Raw genomic sequence first — 16,026 nt, forward strand, 5'->3', positions numbered from 1 at the left:
ATTGAGAAGGGTATTAAACGAAGCTTAGGACATCTGCTAGAAATTGCTAAGTTTGTTGGCTTTATTTCGAATGTAAGTCTCTATCGCTATTGATTAATTTACCAGTTGTGACAGGTGGCAAGCTTCGAGTAGATGTGTTGAAAATAAATGCAAGGCTAGAATTCGGCTTGGGCAGAGATTGGTAAACGTTGGTTAGGAGGTTGTTTGAAATACGTATCTCAGTGATAGCAATGTGCCAAGCGTGGTAGTTCGATTTTTAGTAAAAAATGACAATATAAAAAGAATCGATCGCGCTGTTTAGTTTGTAGTTGTAGCTGTGAAGAAGGGTAAGTAAGGTTTCACCCTAAACAACAAACAAAAAAAAGCCCAAACCAACGTGGTTTGGGCGGATACAAGTATAGGAGTTAATAAGGAAAATGCAGTAATTAAGAAAGCAGTGAGAAGAACAAGTTTGACGGCCTGTTAAACTTCTAAATACGCTGTTTTCTACCTAATTTAGGACTCTCCATTTCCATTTCAGTTCCAAGAAAATTCATTATTTTTTTCTTTTTTTATAAACACACAGCGATTCAATCGTTTAGTGCTGAGTTTTATTAACTGGTACGACCAATTTGTGAAAATGTGATGTTGCTTGCTTGTTAAATAAATGTACTAAGCGTATATTTCAAACAGTTGTTTAATACGAGTGATTGAAATGGCACCAAGAAGTACAACCAAAGACAAAATCTTAGATGTGGCTGAAGGCTTATTTGCTGAGCACGGTTTTAATGACACCTCTTTACGTACGATTACGAGTAAAGCGAATGTCAACTTAGCTTCAGTGAACTATCACTTTGGCGATAAGAAGACTCTGGTTCGTGCGGTACTCAATCGTTACTTAGAAGCATTTATGCCAGCACTGCAAGATGCATTAGTGAACTTAAACTTGAACGAAACGTATTCTATGAGTGACGTGTTTGAGTCGTTGAGACAGCCACTAAGAGCACTTAATGATGTTAGGCCAAATGGTACAAGCCGATTCATGTTACTTATCGGCAGAGGCTATACGGATGTGCAAGGACACTTGCGTTGGTTCATTACTACTCGCTACAGCGAAGTACTTTCTTTGTTTACGACATCTGTAATGAAGGCGAATCCGAACCTCACTCAAGAACAGTTATTTTGGCGATTACACTTCACCCTAGGGACTTGTGTATTCACCATGGCATCAAGTCAGGCTCTGGTAGAAATTGCAGAGAATGACTATGACAGAAAGATAGATGCTAAGGCAGTGGTCGATATTCTTATTCCATATTTAGCCGCAGGCATGTCAGCAGAAGAATAAAACAATAAAAAGCGAAACATTCACAACCAATATAGTGAACAAAAGGATCTGAACTATGAGCTCTCTAAGACAAAAATGGGTAAGTGACCCAGCTTTTAAACTCTTTAAAAAAGTACTACCACCACTATCTAGCACCGAGAAAGAAGCGATGGAAGCGGGTAGCGTGTGGTGGGACGGAGAGCTGTTTTCTGGTAAACCAGATTTCACTAAGCTGCACCAATATCCAAAACCTCAGCTGACAGCAGAAGAGCAATCGTTCATGGATAATGAGCTTGAAACCTTGCTCGCTATGCTTGATGACCACCAAATTGTAAAAGAAGATCGAGACCTTCCTGAAGAGGTGTGGAACTTCTTACGCAAAGAGCGTTTCTTTTCGCTAATTATTGCGAAAGAGTATGGCGGTCGTGAATTCTCAGCACACGCTAACTCAACTATCGTAACTAAGATTGCGACTCGCAGTATCAGTACTGCGGTTTCAGTAATGGTTCCAAACTCTCTTGGTCCTGGTGAGCTGCTGTCTCACTACGGCACTCAAGACCAAAAAGACTACTGGCTACCTCGTCTTGCTGACGGTACAGATATCCCATGTTTCGCACTAACAGGCCCAGAAGCGGGTTCTGATGCGGGTGGTATCCCTGATGTCGGTACTGTGTGCATGGGCATGCACGAAGGTAAAGAGACGCTAGGTATCAAGCTTAACTGGAACAAACGCTACATTACACTAGCACCAGTGGCGACGGTACTTGGTCTGGCTTTCAAACTGCACGATCCAGAAAAGCTACTGGGTGACAAAGAAGACATTGGCATCACTTGTGCGCTAATCCCGGCTGACCACGAAGGTGTTGTGATTGGTGAGCGTCATGACCCACTTGGTCTTGCGTTTATGAATGGTCCAACACGCGGTCACGATGTATTTATTCCTATGGAATGGTTAATCGGTGGTGCCGATTACGCAGGTAAAGGCTGGCGTATGCTGGTGGAATGTCTGTCTGCAGGTCGTGGTATCTCATTACCCGCACTTGGCACGGCGATGGGCCACCTAACGGCGAAAACGACCGGCGCATACGCTTATGTTCGTAAGCAGTTCGGTATGTCGATTGGTAAGTTTGAAGGAGTTGCAGAGAGTTTAGGTCGTATTGGTGGCTTAACGTATCTACTAGAAGCGACTCGTACACTAACAACTACTTCACTCGATATGAAAGAGAAGCCGGGTATCGTTACGGCTATCGCGAAATATCACATGACAGAAATGGCGCGTACTATCCTGAATGATTCAATGGATATCCACTCTGGTCGTGCAATTCAAGATGGTCCAATGAACTACTTAGCTGCGCCTTACCTAGGTATTCCAGTTGCTATCACAGTAGAAGGTGCGAACATCTTAACTCGCAACCTGATGATCTTCGGTCAAGGTGCGACACGTTGTCACCCATACGTGCTAAGCGAAATGGAAGCGGCAGCAAACCCAGATGAGAAGCAAGGTGCGAAGGATTTCGATAACTTGTTGTTCAAGCATATCTCTCACGCAACTAAGAACACGTTTGGTGCGTTCGGTGCGGCATTGACAGGCTCTAAGTTCATTAAAGCGGATATGAGCGGTCCAACGAAGCCTTACTACCAAGACTTAACTCGCTTGAGCCGTGCGCTTGCAGTGAGTGCGGATTTCGCAATGCTTACACTAGGTGGCGAACTGAAACGTAAAGAGCTTATCTCTGCACGTCTAGGTGATGGTCTAAGTTACCTATACATGGCGTCTGCAGCGCTTAAGAAGTATGAAGATGAAGGTCGTCAACAAGCTGACCTAGACTACGTACACTACGCGGTTCAACACTGTTTCCATAACGCGGCTAAATCGCTACAAGAAGCGTACAGAAACTTCCCGAACAAGATGGTAGGTAAAGTACTTAAAGGTCTAGTTTTCCCAGTCGGTAACCACTTTGAAAAACCAAGTGATAATCTAACGGTACAACTGGCAGAAAGCTTGATGACTCCGGGTGCACACCGTGAACGTCTAACTCACCTTTGCTACATAGGCAAAGAAGAAGAGGATAGTGTTGGCCTAATGGAGAATGCGTTCAATGCGATGTACAGCATCAAGCCTCTCGAACGTAAGATCTTCAAAGCAGTGAAAGAGGGCAAAGTGGCTCGTAAAGGTCTATTGCAAGATAAACTTGCTCAAGCACTGGCGGCAGATGTTCTTACTCAAGACGAAGTTGACCAAATCATTGCAGCAGACAAACTTCGCTACGCAGCGATTCAAGTTGACCACTTCAGTCATGATTACAGTGAAACTTTGACGCGAAAAGAGTTAAAACCTAAGCTAAATAGCGTTGCTTAGATAAAGAAATGACAAAAGGCACCTTATTAGGTGCTTTTTTTGTTTTTGTCGTAGAAGTTGCAATAGAGGCGTTAACAAATGGTGACTTAGTCAGCAAATATTCACTGAGTGCTCCAACCACTTGCATTTTCGCCACATTTTTACAGAAATTAGATGCCATTTGCGTACGAAACTTTTATCCTTAACCTGATTTTTTAAGGAAGTTGAATATGATCATCAAACCTCGAATTCGCGGATTCATCTGTACTACAACACATCCAGTCGGTTGTGAAGCTAATGTAAAAGAACAAATTGCTTACACAAAAGCTCAAGGCCCAATCGCAAACGCACCTAAACGTGTACTAGTTGTTGGCTCTTCAAGTGGCTACGGCTTGTCTTCACGTATTGCGGCTGCATTTGGTGGCGGCGCTTCAACTATCGGTGTTTTCTTTGAGAAAGCCGGTACTGAGAAAAAGCCTGGCACAGCTGGTTTCTACAACTCAGCAGCGTTCGACAAGTTTGCTAAAGAAGAAGGCCTATATTCAAAAAGCCTGAACGGCGATGCTTTCTCTAACGAGGCGAAACAGAAAACAATTGACCTGATCAAAGAAGATCTAGGCCAAATCGATATGGTTGTATACTCACTGGCGTCTCCAGTGCGTAAAATGCCAGAGACTGGCGAAGTAATTCGTTCATCTCTAAAGCCTATCGGCGAAACGTACACGTCAACTGCGGTTGATACCAACAAAGACACAATCATCGAAGCAAGCGTAGAGCCTGCAACTGAAGAAGAGATCAAAGACACTGTTACTGTAATGGGCGGTGAAGATTGGGAACTTTGGATCAATGCTCTTTCTGAAGCTGGTGTTCTAGCGGACGGTTGTAAGACGGTTGCTTACAGCTACATCGGTACTGAACTAACGTGGCCAATCTACTGGGATGGCGCACTAGGTAAAGCTAAGATGGATCTAGACCGTGCAGCGACAGCGCTGAACGAGAAGCTAGGCCAAACTGGCGGTACTGCAAACGTTGCTGTTCTTAAGTCTGTAGTGACTCAAGCAAGTTCTGCAATCCCTGTAATGCCTCTTTACATCGCTATGGTGTTCAAGAAGATGCGTGAAGAAGGTATTCACGAAGGTTGTATGGAACAGATCTTCCGTATGTTCAGCCAACGTCTATACAAAGAAGACGGCAGCGCGCCAGAAGTGGATGAAGTGAACCGTCTACGTCTAGATGACCTTGAGCTTCGCGAAGACATTCAAGATCACTGTCGTAACCTATGGCCTCAAATCACAACTGAGAACCTAAAAGAACTGACTGACTACGTAGAGTACAAAGAAGAGTTCTTGAAGCTATTTGGTTTCGGTGTTGAAGGTGTTGATTACGAAGCTGACGTTAACCCAGCTGTTGAATTTGATGTAGCTGACATCTAATTCAAGTTATCGAATCTAAACGAAATAGGCGCTCATTGAGCGCCTATTTTTTTGTCTGCTATTTGGTTCAAGAGATTAAGAGCAGATATGGGATTCGAGTGGCGGGATGCGAAGAGATTTAAGAGCGGATACGGCTACCGCGATTCGAAGGGGGACAAGAGTAGAAATAAGGGATGAAGAGAGTTAAGAGCAGGAGTGGGGAAGAAGGCTTGAACCGCTTAAAACAGGTTATAAAAAATGCACTAACCCAAAGTGAATTAGTGCATTCGAAATATCTAAGCTTGGCTGCTTTTAATGCAGCAGATGCTAGCTAATTATGATGATGAAAGTACCTGCTAAGGTCATCAATATATTGGCTATCGCATAAGTACCCGCATAACCCAGAGCCGGAATCGTTGAGCGAGCGTGGTCATTTACGATGTCCATCGCTGGAGCGCAAGTTCGCGCGCCAATGATTGCACCGAACAACAAAGCTCGGTTCATCTTCAATACGTAAGCGCCAACCAAGTAAGCGAAGAATACTGGCAGCACACTCACTACTAGGGCAATACCTATTACCTGTGGGCCAACTTGGGTTAAGTGCTCAAATATCTTACCACCGGCGCTCAAGCCGATACCGACCATAAAGAACATCAAACCGAGGTCTTTGACCATGTTCAGAGCACCTTGAGGCACATAACCGAAAGTAGGGTGGTTCGCTCGTAGGAAACCAAGCATGATGCCCGATAGAAGCAGGCCAACCGCGTTACCTAGCCCAAACGATACCTGACCGAATGTCATGGTGATCAAACCAAACAAAATACCCAAAATGAAGAAGCTACAGAAGGCCATCAAATCCGCCATTTGGCTGTGGATTGAGATGAAACCAATTTTCTCAGCTAGGCCGTGCACTCGACTCTTTTCACCACTCACCTGTAGGACGTCACCTTTAGAAAGCACGATGTTTAAGTCCATCGGCATTTCAATCTGAGCACGTACTACGCGGTTAAGGAAACAGCCGTATTCAGACAGGTTTAAGTCTGATAGGCGCTTACCTGCGATACTGTCACTCTTAACGACGATCTCTTCTTCCACGATACGCAGATCGAGAAGGTTACGGTCGAAAACTTCTTTACCGTTACGGAAGCTTGGGTCTAGACGAGCGTGGCTATCTGGGAAACCAACCAATGCGATCTCATCGCCTTCTTGCAGAATTGCATCACCATCTGGATGGGCAAGAATACCATTACGTCGAATACGCTCGATGTAACAGCCTGTTTGGCGATAGATGCCCAGTTCACGCAGATTCTTACCGTCAGTCCAAGAGATGAGCTCTGGTCCCACTCGATAAGCACGAATAATGGGCAAGTAAACCTTACGCTGACCTGAAGCGCCTAACCCACGTTCTTGGGCGATTTGCTCTGCCGAGTCGTGTAGGTTCACTTTTTGAAGTTTTGGAATCAAGCGAGCAAACATAATCATACTGATTAAGCCAACCAAGTAAGCCATCGCGTAACCGACTGAAAGGTTTTCGATAATCAGGCTCAAGTCCATGTTTCTTGGTAATTCTGCAAGCCCAGAATTCAGAGCATCTTGAGCACCTACCAATATCGGCGTTGCTGTTAAGGCACCTGCCATCATGCCTGCAGATAAACCAAAGCCTAGGCCAAGGTAATGACTACTGAAATAGGTTAGGGCAATTGCGGTAGAAAGTACCACAAGGCTCAGAATGAGGTAGTGCTTACCGTCTCTGAAGAAGATACCGAAGAAGTTTGGTCCAGCTTCAATGCCAACACAGTAGATGAACAGCATGAAACCAATGGTGAGCGCATCTGCGTTAAAAGAAAAGCCAAGATGTCCCATGATAAGGGAAGTAATCAAAACACCGATTGAATTACCAAGTTGGAGGCTACCGAAACGAATTTTACCAATGGCTAATCCAATCGATAAAACAACAAAGATGAGGAGAATGGGGTTTTGTTCTAACAGAAAAACAACGTCGATATTCACGGTGGTCGCTCAATAATTGGCGTGGAACACAGGGTAAGTTTGAGAGGTGAATTGTATCTAAATATAAATAAATTATAAGCAATATTTTGTTAATTTACTTGATTTTGACCTTATTCTTATTCCGTATGAAAACTGGTCATAAAAAAGCCCGCTACAGTGAGCGGGCTTTCTATAAATCGTACAGTCTAACGCCTAAATGGGTCAGCTGTTTAAGGCTTTAGCCCTGATTCTCGTTTGAGAAATCCTAGCTTAGTCGAAAAGACCTAGGTTTTCTTTTGCGTATGCTTCAAATTCTGTGCAGCCGCCGATGTGGTCTTGGTCGATGAAGATTTGTGGAACTGTATCGACAGGTTTACCAACAGTCTTCTCTAGATCAGCTTTGCTGATACCTTCAGCGTGGATGTCAACGTAACGGTAGTTGAAGTCATCGCGTTTAGCTTTAAGAGTTTCAGCATGCTCTTTTGCACGAACACAGAATGGGCAAGCAGGGCGACCAAAAATAACTACAAACATTTAATTTCTCCTAAATACGGGATGAGGCTCGTTAACTCGATTACGTTAACTATTCTTTAGTGAATGCCACTCAAAATTTCATAAAACCAACTATGCCTCAATGCCATGGGGAAATAAAGATGGAATTACCTCTTAATACAATAGGTTTTGTCTATCAGAGCAAATAATGGTCACAAAAAGGATCCATGCTGATTTCTGATGGGTATTCAGATTGATTACCCTTAATTTAAGAGTGTGAATTACCCCTAAGAATACGACATTAATCCATCTTTAATGCGACAAGTTGCACCTCGTCAAAAAAAGCGCATACAGAACGAGGCATCTTAATACTGATGCACTATATAAAGGCTAAATTCCAATAACCAAGAGTTCGCAGTTTTGTTCGGTCATAGGCGCAGGAGGCACCATGTTTCAATTTATGACATCTACAAAGATCATCTTTGGTGATGGAGCACTTTCCGCTTCATTGTCTCTCTTTAATCAATATGGCTACAGCGTGCTATTGGTTACAGGCAATACATTAGAGCGCACTTCAATTGTTACTGACTATCTTGATGCGCAGAGTATGCGTTATCAGCACATTGCCGTTTCCGGTGAACCTAATATCAAAATGGTTGAAGAGGCGGCTATTTCTGCTCGTCGATTTAAGCCAGATATGGTTGTCGCCATGGGGGGCGGTAGCGCCATCGATATGGGCAAAGCGTTGGCTGCGGTTTTACCTAATCAAGGCAATTTATATGACTATGTTGAAGTGGTCGGGCGTAATGTTCCTCTTAAAACCAAACCACTTCCGTTTATCGCAATTCCAACCACAGCGAGTACCGGCGCCGAGGTCACTAAAAACGCGGTGCTGAAATCAGGCCAAGACCAAGTAAAAATCAGCCTGAGAAGCCCAGACATGCTGGCCGACGTTGCGATTGTCGACCCAACCCTAACTCATGGAACCAATCTATATCTATCTGGGCGAGGTGCGATGGATGCCTTTACTCATCTAATGGAAGCCTACGTGTGTGGTGAACCGAATCCGTTAACCGATATGATTTGTGAAGAAGGGCTGCGTAAGTTGAGTGGTTCTGTGGTTAAAGCGTGTGTTTATGATGAGCCTCAAGCGCGTTCTGATCTTGCTTTCGCTTCTATGCTCGGTGGTATGGCGATAACTAATGCCAAGCTTGGCGCAGCCCATGGTTTAGCCTCCGCACTAGGAGGTAAGATTTCTGCGCCTCATAGTGTGATTACCGCGCGTTTAGCGCCGTTTGTGATGTTGGAGAACATAGCCGTTGCAAAAGAGCAGCAAAGAAGCGACATCCTAGCGCGTTATCAGCGAATCGCTCAGATAGTAACAGGTAACGTAGAAGCAATAGAAGAGGAGGCAATTTCTTGGTTATCGGAAGTGCTTGATACGCTTAAGTTACCCAACTTGTTGGAATTTGGTGTCTGTGAAGCCCAGTTTGATGAGGTGTCTGCCGACGCGCTCAAATCAGTGGCGATTAAAGGAAACCCTTTGCCGCTTAACCAAGAGAGGCTCGTGCATATTTTGAAGCAAGTATGCGAGAAGTGCAGTTGTAGAGAAGGGCATCATGAGGGAGCTTCAATGAATCAAATTGGGCAAGAGCCAGCTGTCGAGTCGAGCTTTACCATTATCAATTCTTATGCGTCCGAAAACAGCGTGGTTGAGAAGGGCAATAGTTGGACTATCTAACGGTCTTAAACTTGTTCGTTGTATAAGTCATTTTATACAGACAAATAAAAACGGAGCTCTAGGCTCCGTTTTTTTAATTCAACTTGTTCTCTGGTCATCTGTTTTCAGTTCATGACTAAGTAGATTAGAACTGAGAGTACTTCTCGTAACGTGAATCACGAAGTGACTCTTTGACGCGCTTTAGGTTCTCTCTGAAACCAGAACCACGACGTAGCGTAAAGCCTGTCGCTAGCACATCGATAACCGTCATCTGAACAACGCGACTTGCCATTGGCATGTAAACGTCAGTGTCTTCTGGAACATCCAGAGAAATAGACAACGAGCTCGCTTTATCCAGTGGAGAATCTTTTGCTGTGATAGCAATAACTGTCGCACCGTTTTCACGCGCTAAGTTTGCTATCTCAACTTGGCTTTTAGTGCGGCCAGTATGAGAGATAAGAACAATAACGTCGTTATCACTGCAGTTAATGCAGCTCATTCGTTGCATCACGATGTCTTCGAAACATGTGATTGGGATATTAAAACGAATAAACTTGTTTTGAGCATCTTTGGCGACAGCAGAAGAGGCACCCAGTCCGAAGAACGAAATGCGTTTTGCTTGAGTCAGCAAGTCAACAGCACGGTTTACTTGCATCGCGTCTAGACTGTTTTTAGCAACGTCTAGACAAGCCATAGTTGATTCGAAAATCTTATGCGTATAAGCATCTGGACCATCATCTTCTTCAACATTACGGTTCACGTAAGGTGTACCGTTTGCCAAGCTTTGAGCTAGGTGAAGTTTGAAGTCAGGGAAGCCCTTTGTGTCTAATCGACGACAGAAGCGGTTAACTGTAGGCTCACTCACGTCAGCCATTTTAGCTAAGGTAGCAATGCTAGAATGAATTGCAGTTTGAGGGGAAGCCATAATTACTTCGGCTACCTTGCGCTCAGACTTGCTGAAATTTTCCAGGTTTTTTTGTATTTTTTCTAATGTATTCATAGTGTTCACAAGGGTATAGAGAACAACTTGCTAGTTAATATCTTTTACCAGGGGGTATGGCTGAAGCAAATATCAGTAAACACAAAGCCGATGTATATTCGGTTTCGTAAATACTGCTGCGTCAAATAGATATCAAGCTAACTAGCACCATAGAGTCAGTATAAACCCAACATACTATTTACTAATACAAAAACAGGGCATGAATGCTTAAGAATATGACAAACCTCAACAAAATTTTAGAAAACTACAGAATTGGAAGAGAGTTTGAGCAAAAAGAATGCAAAATGGGTATGAACTGACAGCTTAGTTACATCAAAAAGAAAGAAATTTTCAATTTGATGCAACTAAAATTGAATGACTATGCGTTGATTTGCGTAACCAGTTTGTTGATTTTGCCCATCAAGTTTGGTGCTAGTTTAGAGATCTCACGCTGTTCTTCAAGCACTGACGAAAGAATGTCATTGCCTGTTAGTGGGTTTGCTAATACCACGCGGAAAACGATGATTGGCTGATGTACCCATGCTTCAGGGTTTAAGCGTGTACGTGACACGAAAGACTTACCTGTTTCACGCTGCTTCTTCTGAATAAACTTAGTCAGCTCATTGAGCAACTCATTCAGTTCGACACGATGTTCAGGCTCAGCTTTAAGCAGTGCCGCTTTGACTGACTCAGGGACATAGCGATAAGTCAGTAGGCAAAGCTCAGGTTCTGAAACCAGCTCGAAGTCGCTCTGATCTTTAATTAGGTCGGCAAAGTAGCGCGCTTTGTTGATGCTTTGGTCGATCAGCAGTTCATAACCTGGGCGGCTAATGATGTGCATTGCGGCGTAAACCAGCATTGCCATACCTGAACGAGAACCTTCTAACGTATGGCTGCCTAAATCTTTTGAGCCTTTACGAAGAATGTATTGAGCATGATGTTCAATCGCAGTCATCGCATCTGGCTTCTTAAACAGAACCATACCCGCACCCATAGGGATATAAAGCTGTTTATGCGCATCAATCGTGACTGAATCCGCCAGTTCAATACCATCAAGTAGGTGACGATGATTGTTAGACATCAGAGTCGCACCGCCCCAAGCTGCATCAACGTGGAAATGACAATCGGATTCGGCACACACCTCAGCAATGTCTCTTAGCGGGTCGATATTACCGGTTTCGGTTGTACCAGCCACACCAATGACGGCGAAAGGTTTGATCTTGTTCTGCTTGAGCTGCTCGATCTTGAGTCTTAAATCATCAGTACAAATACGGTTGTCGTTATCTGTTTTAACAGACACTAGACCTTCTTGACCAATACCAAGGACATCCGCGGCTTTTTTCAGAGAGTAGTGGCCACGTTCAGAGACTAAGATGGCAAGGCCTTCGTAGTCGTAGTGCTTCATGGCTTTAAACAGGCCTTCTTTTTCTACACCTTTGAACGAACCTTGCGCTTTTAGTGCGTTGTTACGTGCAACCCAGAGCGCTGTAATGTTCGCGATGGTACCGCCAGAACAAAACGCACCTAAAGAGTGGTTTGCGCTGTGCATCCAACGAGAATAAAACTGGTCACTATCTTGATAAATCAGGCGATGTAACATGCCCAGAACTTGACGTTCTAGGGGAGTGAAAGCTTTTGAGGTCTCGATTTTTACTAGATTCTGATTCAACGCAATCATGATTTTTGAAAGCGGCATCAGGAAGTACGGCAACGCAGAGGTCATGTGGCCAATAAAACTTGGCGAAGACGTGTGAACCGAATGAGACACAAGAGAATCGAGGAGATGCTCAGTATGTTCAGAAACAAACTCAGGCTGCTCTGGGATATGAGCATTTGAAAAATCTTTCTCAATTTCACGCAGCGGCTTTTCTTCAGCCACAATATGTTCACGTAAGAATTGATTCAGGTTTCGTGAAAGTTTGTCTTCAATTTGAGTGAGTGTTGAATCTGGGCCTTCAGGTACCGTGAAGATACGTAGAAGACTGTCGAAGCTAACATCTGCTGTTTTTTGTTCCGTAACCATAGCAAGCGAGTTATTTTTCTAATATTGACGCGAGCGGGACAATCTAAACGAAAACGGGAACAATGTCCCGTCTTAATTATGAAATCCAACTTCTCAAAAAAGCATATTAAATGCGGGGTTATTTACACTTAATCGCTTCAAGTTTACTGATCGACTGGTTGTAACGCTGTAGCGCTGAGTCGATTTGCTTAGGGTGACTAAGCAGCTCTGCAAAGGCAGAACGTAGTTCGTAGTTTTGAGCGTGAGGCGTTGATTGGCGGTCATCGAATGTTGTTTTCGCGATTTTACCAAGCTCATCATCACGTGTTGATAGCGTTTTAATGTCGTGTTGCTCAAGTTGCAACCAACCTTCTACAGGTTGCTCTGTTGCCACTTTGCTTGAGTCGTTTACTAAGTAGTAGTGAACCGCAGCACGGTTAAGCTCAAAGTGGTGCTTACGACCTTCTAGGAACCACTCACTCACTTCTGTTAGCTCTGGATATTGCTCAGAGGTTAATGCAGCAAGGTCGGCATACCAATTCAAAGAAGCGTCGATGTACGCATCATATTTTTTTGCTTGGCACTGGTTTGTCTCAGACATTGAATCTGCTGCAAAAGAGAAAGTAGAAGTTGAAGCTAGCAGTAATGCGACGCAAAGGCGTTTCATAGTGGTTCCTTTTGTAAGTTTATTCTTTTTATAACTTTGTCGTTACAGGTTACCGTGATCGTTATTTGTTGAGCAATGACACTTAGTGTCTTTTTATTTCGGTAACTGTATCGGTGTCTTGGGCATTGGTATTCGAGTTGCATTCTAATCTAAAACAAACGCTATTCCTGCGATCTAGTTAGCAAGAGATACAAAGAACAACATCAATATCGGAACAAGCAAGCTGAGGATAAAGCCACTGACGATAGCGATAGGCACACATCTAACGCCGCCTGTTGTTTGAATGACCGGTAAGGTGAAGTCCATCGCAGTCGCACCAGCATAACCAATGGAAGTGCATGGGTAGCTGCGAATTAGCACTGGAATCAGTACCAAGGCAACTAACTCTCTTAACAGCTCAAGCATGAAAGAAGCGCCACCATAGACAGGACCAAAGGCGTCACCCATTAAGATACCAGCCAGAGAGTACCAACCAAATCCAGAAGACATTGCCAAGGCTTTGAACAGAGGGATATCTAGGATGTAAGCCGCGATTACACCACCTAACATTGAGGTGATGATAATGGTGATTGCGATAACCATACCGTGTTTGTTGAGTAAGATCTGACGAAGTGTGAGTCCGCTATTACGCAGCTGAATGCCGATAAAGAATAGAAGAACAAACAGAATCCATTCGCTTGCGGTATCAACCCAATCAAGGCCAATAGGCAGCACTAAGCCAGCGATTAGCCCTGAACCTACCACTAAGATGAGTTTTGCAGATTCCATCGCCATAGAAGAGAGGGGAAGCTTCTTCTTGCTACTGTCGGTTTTGAGTGGCAATAACTTATCAATAGCGGGCAGTGCCATTAGGTTACATACGCTTAAGCAGACAAAGAAAGTGACGGTATATAGAAGGATTGTCTGCAGGTTACTGCCTAGGTTATCGAGGGCGGCTAAGCTTAGTCCCATTAACGCCAGAATCACGTAGATCAACCGCGATGTTGAGCGGTTGATAAATTCTAATGTCTGAGCGTTCGAAATTGCAAAAAGATACCCCACGACGAGTGGCGCAAATATAAAGATCATCCCTGTAAACATGCTTTCCCCATTGCATTTACTTCATATTACACTTACTTGTAATTTAACAGTGACTTAGAAGCCGCTAGTATTGATCACGTCGCTTAGCTTTGCATTAAAATCATGCTTGCTCAAGTTGCTTAATTTATAAAGCACCTCTGCACCTGTCACGTTAAGTTCAACTTCGTGATCATCGATGTTCTCATCCTTGTTTCTGAACATCAGCAGGTGGTTAGCGATTCGAGCGATATCTAAGTAAGAGACTTCACGCTGTTCGTGGTTATTGATGGTATTGCTGCACACATCAATAAAGTCGCTGTCGAAGCCCCAACGGTTAAGCACCAATTTACTGGTAGCAGAACATTGGCCTTGGAAGATTTGTAGAGCGATGTCGTGATCTAGGTAATTGCCATTTTCGAGGTAGAGGTGGTATTCGCTAACCAAACAGAACAAACCAATATCAGCCAGTAATCCAACAAGCAGCGATTTTTCATGCTCAAGGTAACGGTATTCAGTAGGGGAGAGCTCTTTGAAGCTGTTGGTAACAAGCACCATAGTAGCGCCCAGCTCTTTTGATACAGAAGCGCTCTGAACCAATACCTTATTACATTCTTTACTGAGGTTGACTGAGTGTTTGAGTTGCTCAATAGCCTGAGCCGTCACGATGTCACGTACTCTTAATATGCCAAGGCGCGACACCGCCGTCATAATATCAACACAAGTAATATTACGTCGGTTAAAGACGACAGAGTTAGCCACACGAATGACAATAGCAGCGAGGCCTGGGTCTTCGAGTAAGCACTCGGCAACGTCAGCAATCCCAGTTGATTCAAGGGTACAAAGCGATTGAATCTTCAGTACAACGTTAGGGATAGGAGGAAGTGTTATTTTTCCCGCTGAGATAGAATGTCCAACAAGTTGGGCAAACTCTGATTCTAGACCCTTTAAGAGAAGAGTCTTATTTTGAGGTAGCCAGAAAAACGATAAATGATTCATATAAAAAGTAAAAACAGGTCTGTCCTGCCATTTTACAAGCCACGATGCTGCGAGGCAATACTCACCCGTCTACATAACCTTTAATAATTTGAACCGGTGTATCACTAGGTGTCCAAATTCAAGCATGGTTTGATAGTTTACTGTGAAGTCAATCATGAAAAACCGGAATACTCAATTGATTGATGTGAACTAAGTCCAGACTTATTTTTCTTTTCGAAGTATGATTTATTTAAAGGTGAAAAACGAAACCATAATATTCACCTATAGAATAACAAAATAGATTTAAAATTTTCGCATAACAAGCTGCTTGTCTGGTGATCAACCTAATCGGGGTAATTTGATTAAGGATCAACGGATATGACCGAGACAGCATTTATTAATTACGTGAATCAATTTGGTGAGCATCAAAAACGTTCTATGTTCGGAGGTATTGGCCTCTTTCAAAATGACGCTATGTTCGCTTTATTGAGTGAAGGTTGTTTATTCATTAGAGGTGGAAAATCATTAGATAAAAAACTGACCGATCTTGATTGTGAAAAGTATCGTCATGTAAAGAAGCAGACAACAGCAACCGTAAACTATTACGACATTACGGATCTGTTTACCTGTGAACATCCTGAATTGGATAGTATTATTCGTACTTCAATCGATAATTCAATTCAGCAGCGTAGCTTCAAGAAGTCATCAGCTAGCCGTAGATTAAGAGATCTACCAAACATGCAGCTTACGTTAGAGCGCATGGTTAAAAAGGCGGGTGTGGATGATGTTTCAATGTTTATGCAGTTGGGCGCACCTGAAGTGTTTAATAAGGTTCGCGAAGCGTACGGAAACGATGTTGACCTAAAACTACTTTGGAAATTTGCGGGTGCAATTGATGGTATTCACTGGAAACTATTACAAGAGCCACGCAAGCAGCAATTACTAAAGAGCTGCCACTAAAGAAGTTTACCTTATATGCTTAAGATTACTGTTAATAAATAAAAACCGAGGAATGTCCTCGGTTTTTTTGTTTCTGTCTTAGCCGGATTTCTTAAAAGACTAAGTATCAAAAGGCTAAGTGCTCATAGAG

The 16,026-nt window shown here is 43.4% G+C and carries 12 protein-coding genes; 5 read left to right on the plus strand and 7 right to left on the minus strand.

Annotated features, from left to right (window positions below; genetic code table 11):
• The first annotated feature begins 694 nt into the window (after nt 1-694).
• From AB6D93_RS01800 to fabV, 3 genes are all read left to right on the plus strand, one after another.
• Nucleotides 695-1,324, plus strand: coding sequence for a TetR/AcrR family transcriptional regulator (locus AB6D93_RS01800; protein ID WP_017065403.1), 630 nt, complete (start codon nt 695-697; stop codon nt 1,322-1,324).
• Between the two features lie 55 nt (nt 1,325-1,379).
• Entirely contained in the window at nt 1,380-3,662 is a 2,283-nt protein-coding gene (locus tag AB6D93_RS01805) for an acyl-CoA dehydrogenase (protein WP_017071963.1), read from the plus strand.
• Nucleotides 3,663-3,871: 209 nt separating this feature from the next.
• On the plus strand, nt 3,872-5,074 hold the full coding sequence (gene fabV, locus AB6D93_RS01810) for an enoyl-ACP reductase FabV (protein WP_017065406.1): 1,203 nt from the start codon (nt 3,872-3,874) through the stop codon (nt 5,072-5,074).
• Between the two features lie 306 nt (nt 5,075-5,380).
• Here fabV and AB6D93_RS01815 read toward each other — a convergent pair whose 3' ends face one another.
• Nucleotides 5,381-7,063, minus strand: a complete 1,683-nt coding sequence (locus AB6D93_RS01815; protein ID WP_017060395.1) for an aspartate:alanine antiporter — start codon at nt 7,061-7,063, stop codon at nt 5,381-5,383.
• Between the two features lie 249 nt (nt 7,064-7,312).
• Entirely contained in the window at nt 7,313-7,576 is a 264-nt protein-coding gene (locus tag AB6D93_RS01820; RefSeq protein WP_009847069.1) for a GrxA family glutaredoxin, read from the minus strand.
• A 406-nt stretch (nt 7,577-7,982) separates the two neighbouring features.
• On the opposite strand from AB6D93_RS01820, the gene AB6D93_RS01825 reads away from it, so the two are divergent.
• Nucleotides 7,983-9,275, plus strand: a complete 1,293-nt coding sequence (locus tag AB6D93_RS01825) for an iron-containing alcohol dehydrogenase (protein ID WP_017060396.1) — start codon at nt 7,983-7,985, stop codon at nt 9,273-9,275.
• A 124-nt stretch (nt 9,276-9,399) separates the two neighbouring features.
• Here AB6D93_RS01825 and AB6D93_RS01830 read toward each other — a convergent pair whose 3' ends face one another.
• From AB6D93_RS01830 to AB6D93_RS01850, 5 genes are all read right to left on the minus strand, one after another.
• A complete protein-coding gene (locus tag AB6D93_RS01830) occupies nt 9,400-10,254 on the minus strand; it encodes a MurR/RpiR family transcriptional regulator (RefSeq protein WP_004734686.1) in 855 nt (284 codons plus the stop codon).
• A gap of 358 nt (nt 10,255-10,612) precedes the next feature.
• Nucleotides 10,613-12,256 (minus strand): pyridoxal-dependent aspartate 1-decarboxylase PanP, encoded by a 1,644-nt coding sequence (gene panP / locus AB6D93_RS01835; protein ID WP_017060397.1) that lies wholly within the window; start codon nt 12,254-12,256, stop codon nt 10,613-10,615.
• A 118-nt stretch (nt 12,257-12,374) separates the two neighbouring features.
• Nucleotides 12,375-12,902: a hypothetical protein gene (locus tag AB6D93_RS01840; RefSeq protein WP_017066066.1), complete on the minus strand. Its 528-nt coding sequence runs from the start codon at nt 12,900-12,902 to the stop codon at nt 12,375-12,377.
• A 174-nt stretch (nt 12,903-13,076) separates the two neighbouring features.
• Nucleotides 13,077-13,982, minus strand: coding sequence for a lysine exporter LysO family protein (locus AB6D93_RS01845; RefSeq protein WP_017071961.1), 906 nt, complete (start codon nt 13,980-13,982; stop codon nt 13,077-13,079).
• Between the two features lie 54 nt (nt 13,983-14,036).
• Entirely contained in the window at nt 14,037-14,957 is a 921-nt protein-coding gene (locus tag AB6D93_RS01850) for an HDOD domain-containing protein (RefSeq protein ID WP_017066065.1), read from the minus strand.
• 357 nt (nt 14,958-15,314) lie between these two features.
• Here AB6D93_RS01850 and AB6D93_RS01855 point away from each other — a divergent pair, with 357 nt between their 5' ends.
• Complete coding sequence (locus AB6D93_RS01855) at nt 15,315-15,896, plus strand: TfoX/Sxy family DNA transformation protein (protein WP_017060401.1); 582 nt, start codon at nt 15,315-15,317, stop codon at nt 15,894-15,896.
• Nucleotides 15,897-16,026 lie beyond the last annotated feature (130 nt).

The organism is Vibrio sp. 10N.247.310.23 (assembly GCF_041467155.1).
Taxonomy (GTDB): Bacteria; Pseudomonadota; Gammaproteobacteria; order Enterobacterales; family Vibrionaceae; genus Vibrio; species Vibrio crassostreae_C.

Excerpts from the sequence above, each read along its gene's own strand:
- AB6D93_RS01800 (WP_017065403.1), top strand. The coding sequence starts at position 695 with ATGGCACCAAGAAGTACAACCAAAGACAAAATCTTAGATGTGGCTGAA.
- AB6D93_RS01805 (WP_017071963.1), top strand. The coding sequence starts at position 1,380 with ATGAGCTCTCTAAGACAAAAATGGGTAAGTGACCCAGCTTTTAAACTC.
- fabV (WP_017065406.1), top strand. The coding sequence starts at position 3,872 with ATGATCATCAAACCTCGAATTCGCGGATTCATCTGTACTACAACACAT.
- AB6D93_RS01820 (WP_009847069.1), bottom strand. The coding sequence starts at position 7,576 with ATGTTTGTAGTTATTTTTGGTCGCCCTGCTTGCCCATTCTGTGTTCGT.
- AB6D93_RS01825 (WP_017060396.1), top strand. The coding sequence starts at position 7,983 with ATGTTTCAATTTATGACATCTACAAAGATCATCTTTGGTGATGGAGCA.
- AB6D93_RS01830 (WP_004734686.1), bottom strand. The coding sequence starts at position 10,254 with ATGAATACATTAGAAAAAATACAAAAAAACCTGGAAAATTTCAGCAAG.
- panP (WP_017060397.1), bottom strand. The coding sequence starts at position 12,256 with ATGGTTACGGAACAAAAAACAGCAGATGTTAGCTTCGACAGTCTTCTA.
- AB6D93_RS01840 (WP_017066066.1), bottom strand. The coding sequence starts at position 12,902 with ATGAAACGCCTTTGCGTCGCATTACTGCTAGCTTCAACTTCTACTTTC.
- AB6D93_RS01845 (WP_017071961.1), bottom strand. The coding sequence starts at position 13,982 with ATGTTTACAGGGATGATCTTTATATTTGCGCCACTCGTCGTGGGGTAT.
- AB6D93_RS01850 (WP_017066065.1), bottom strand. The coding sequence starts at position 14,957 with ATGAATCATTTATCGTTTTTCTGGCTACCTCAAAATAAGACTCTTCTC.
- AB6D93_RS01855 (WP_017060401.1), top strand. The coding sequence starts at position 15,315 with ATGACCGAGACAGCATTTATTAATTACGTGAATCAATTTGGTGAGCAT.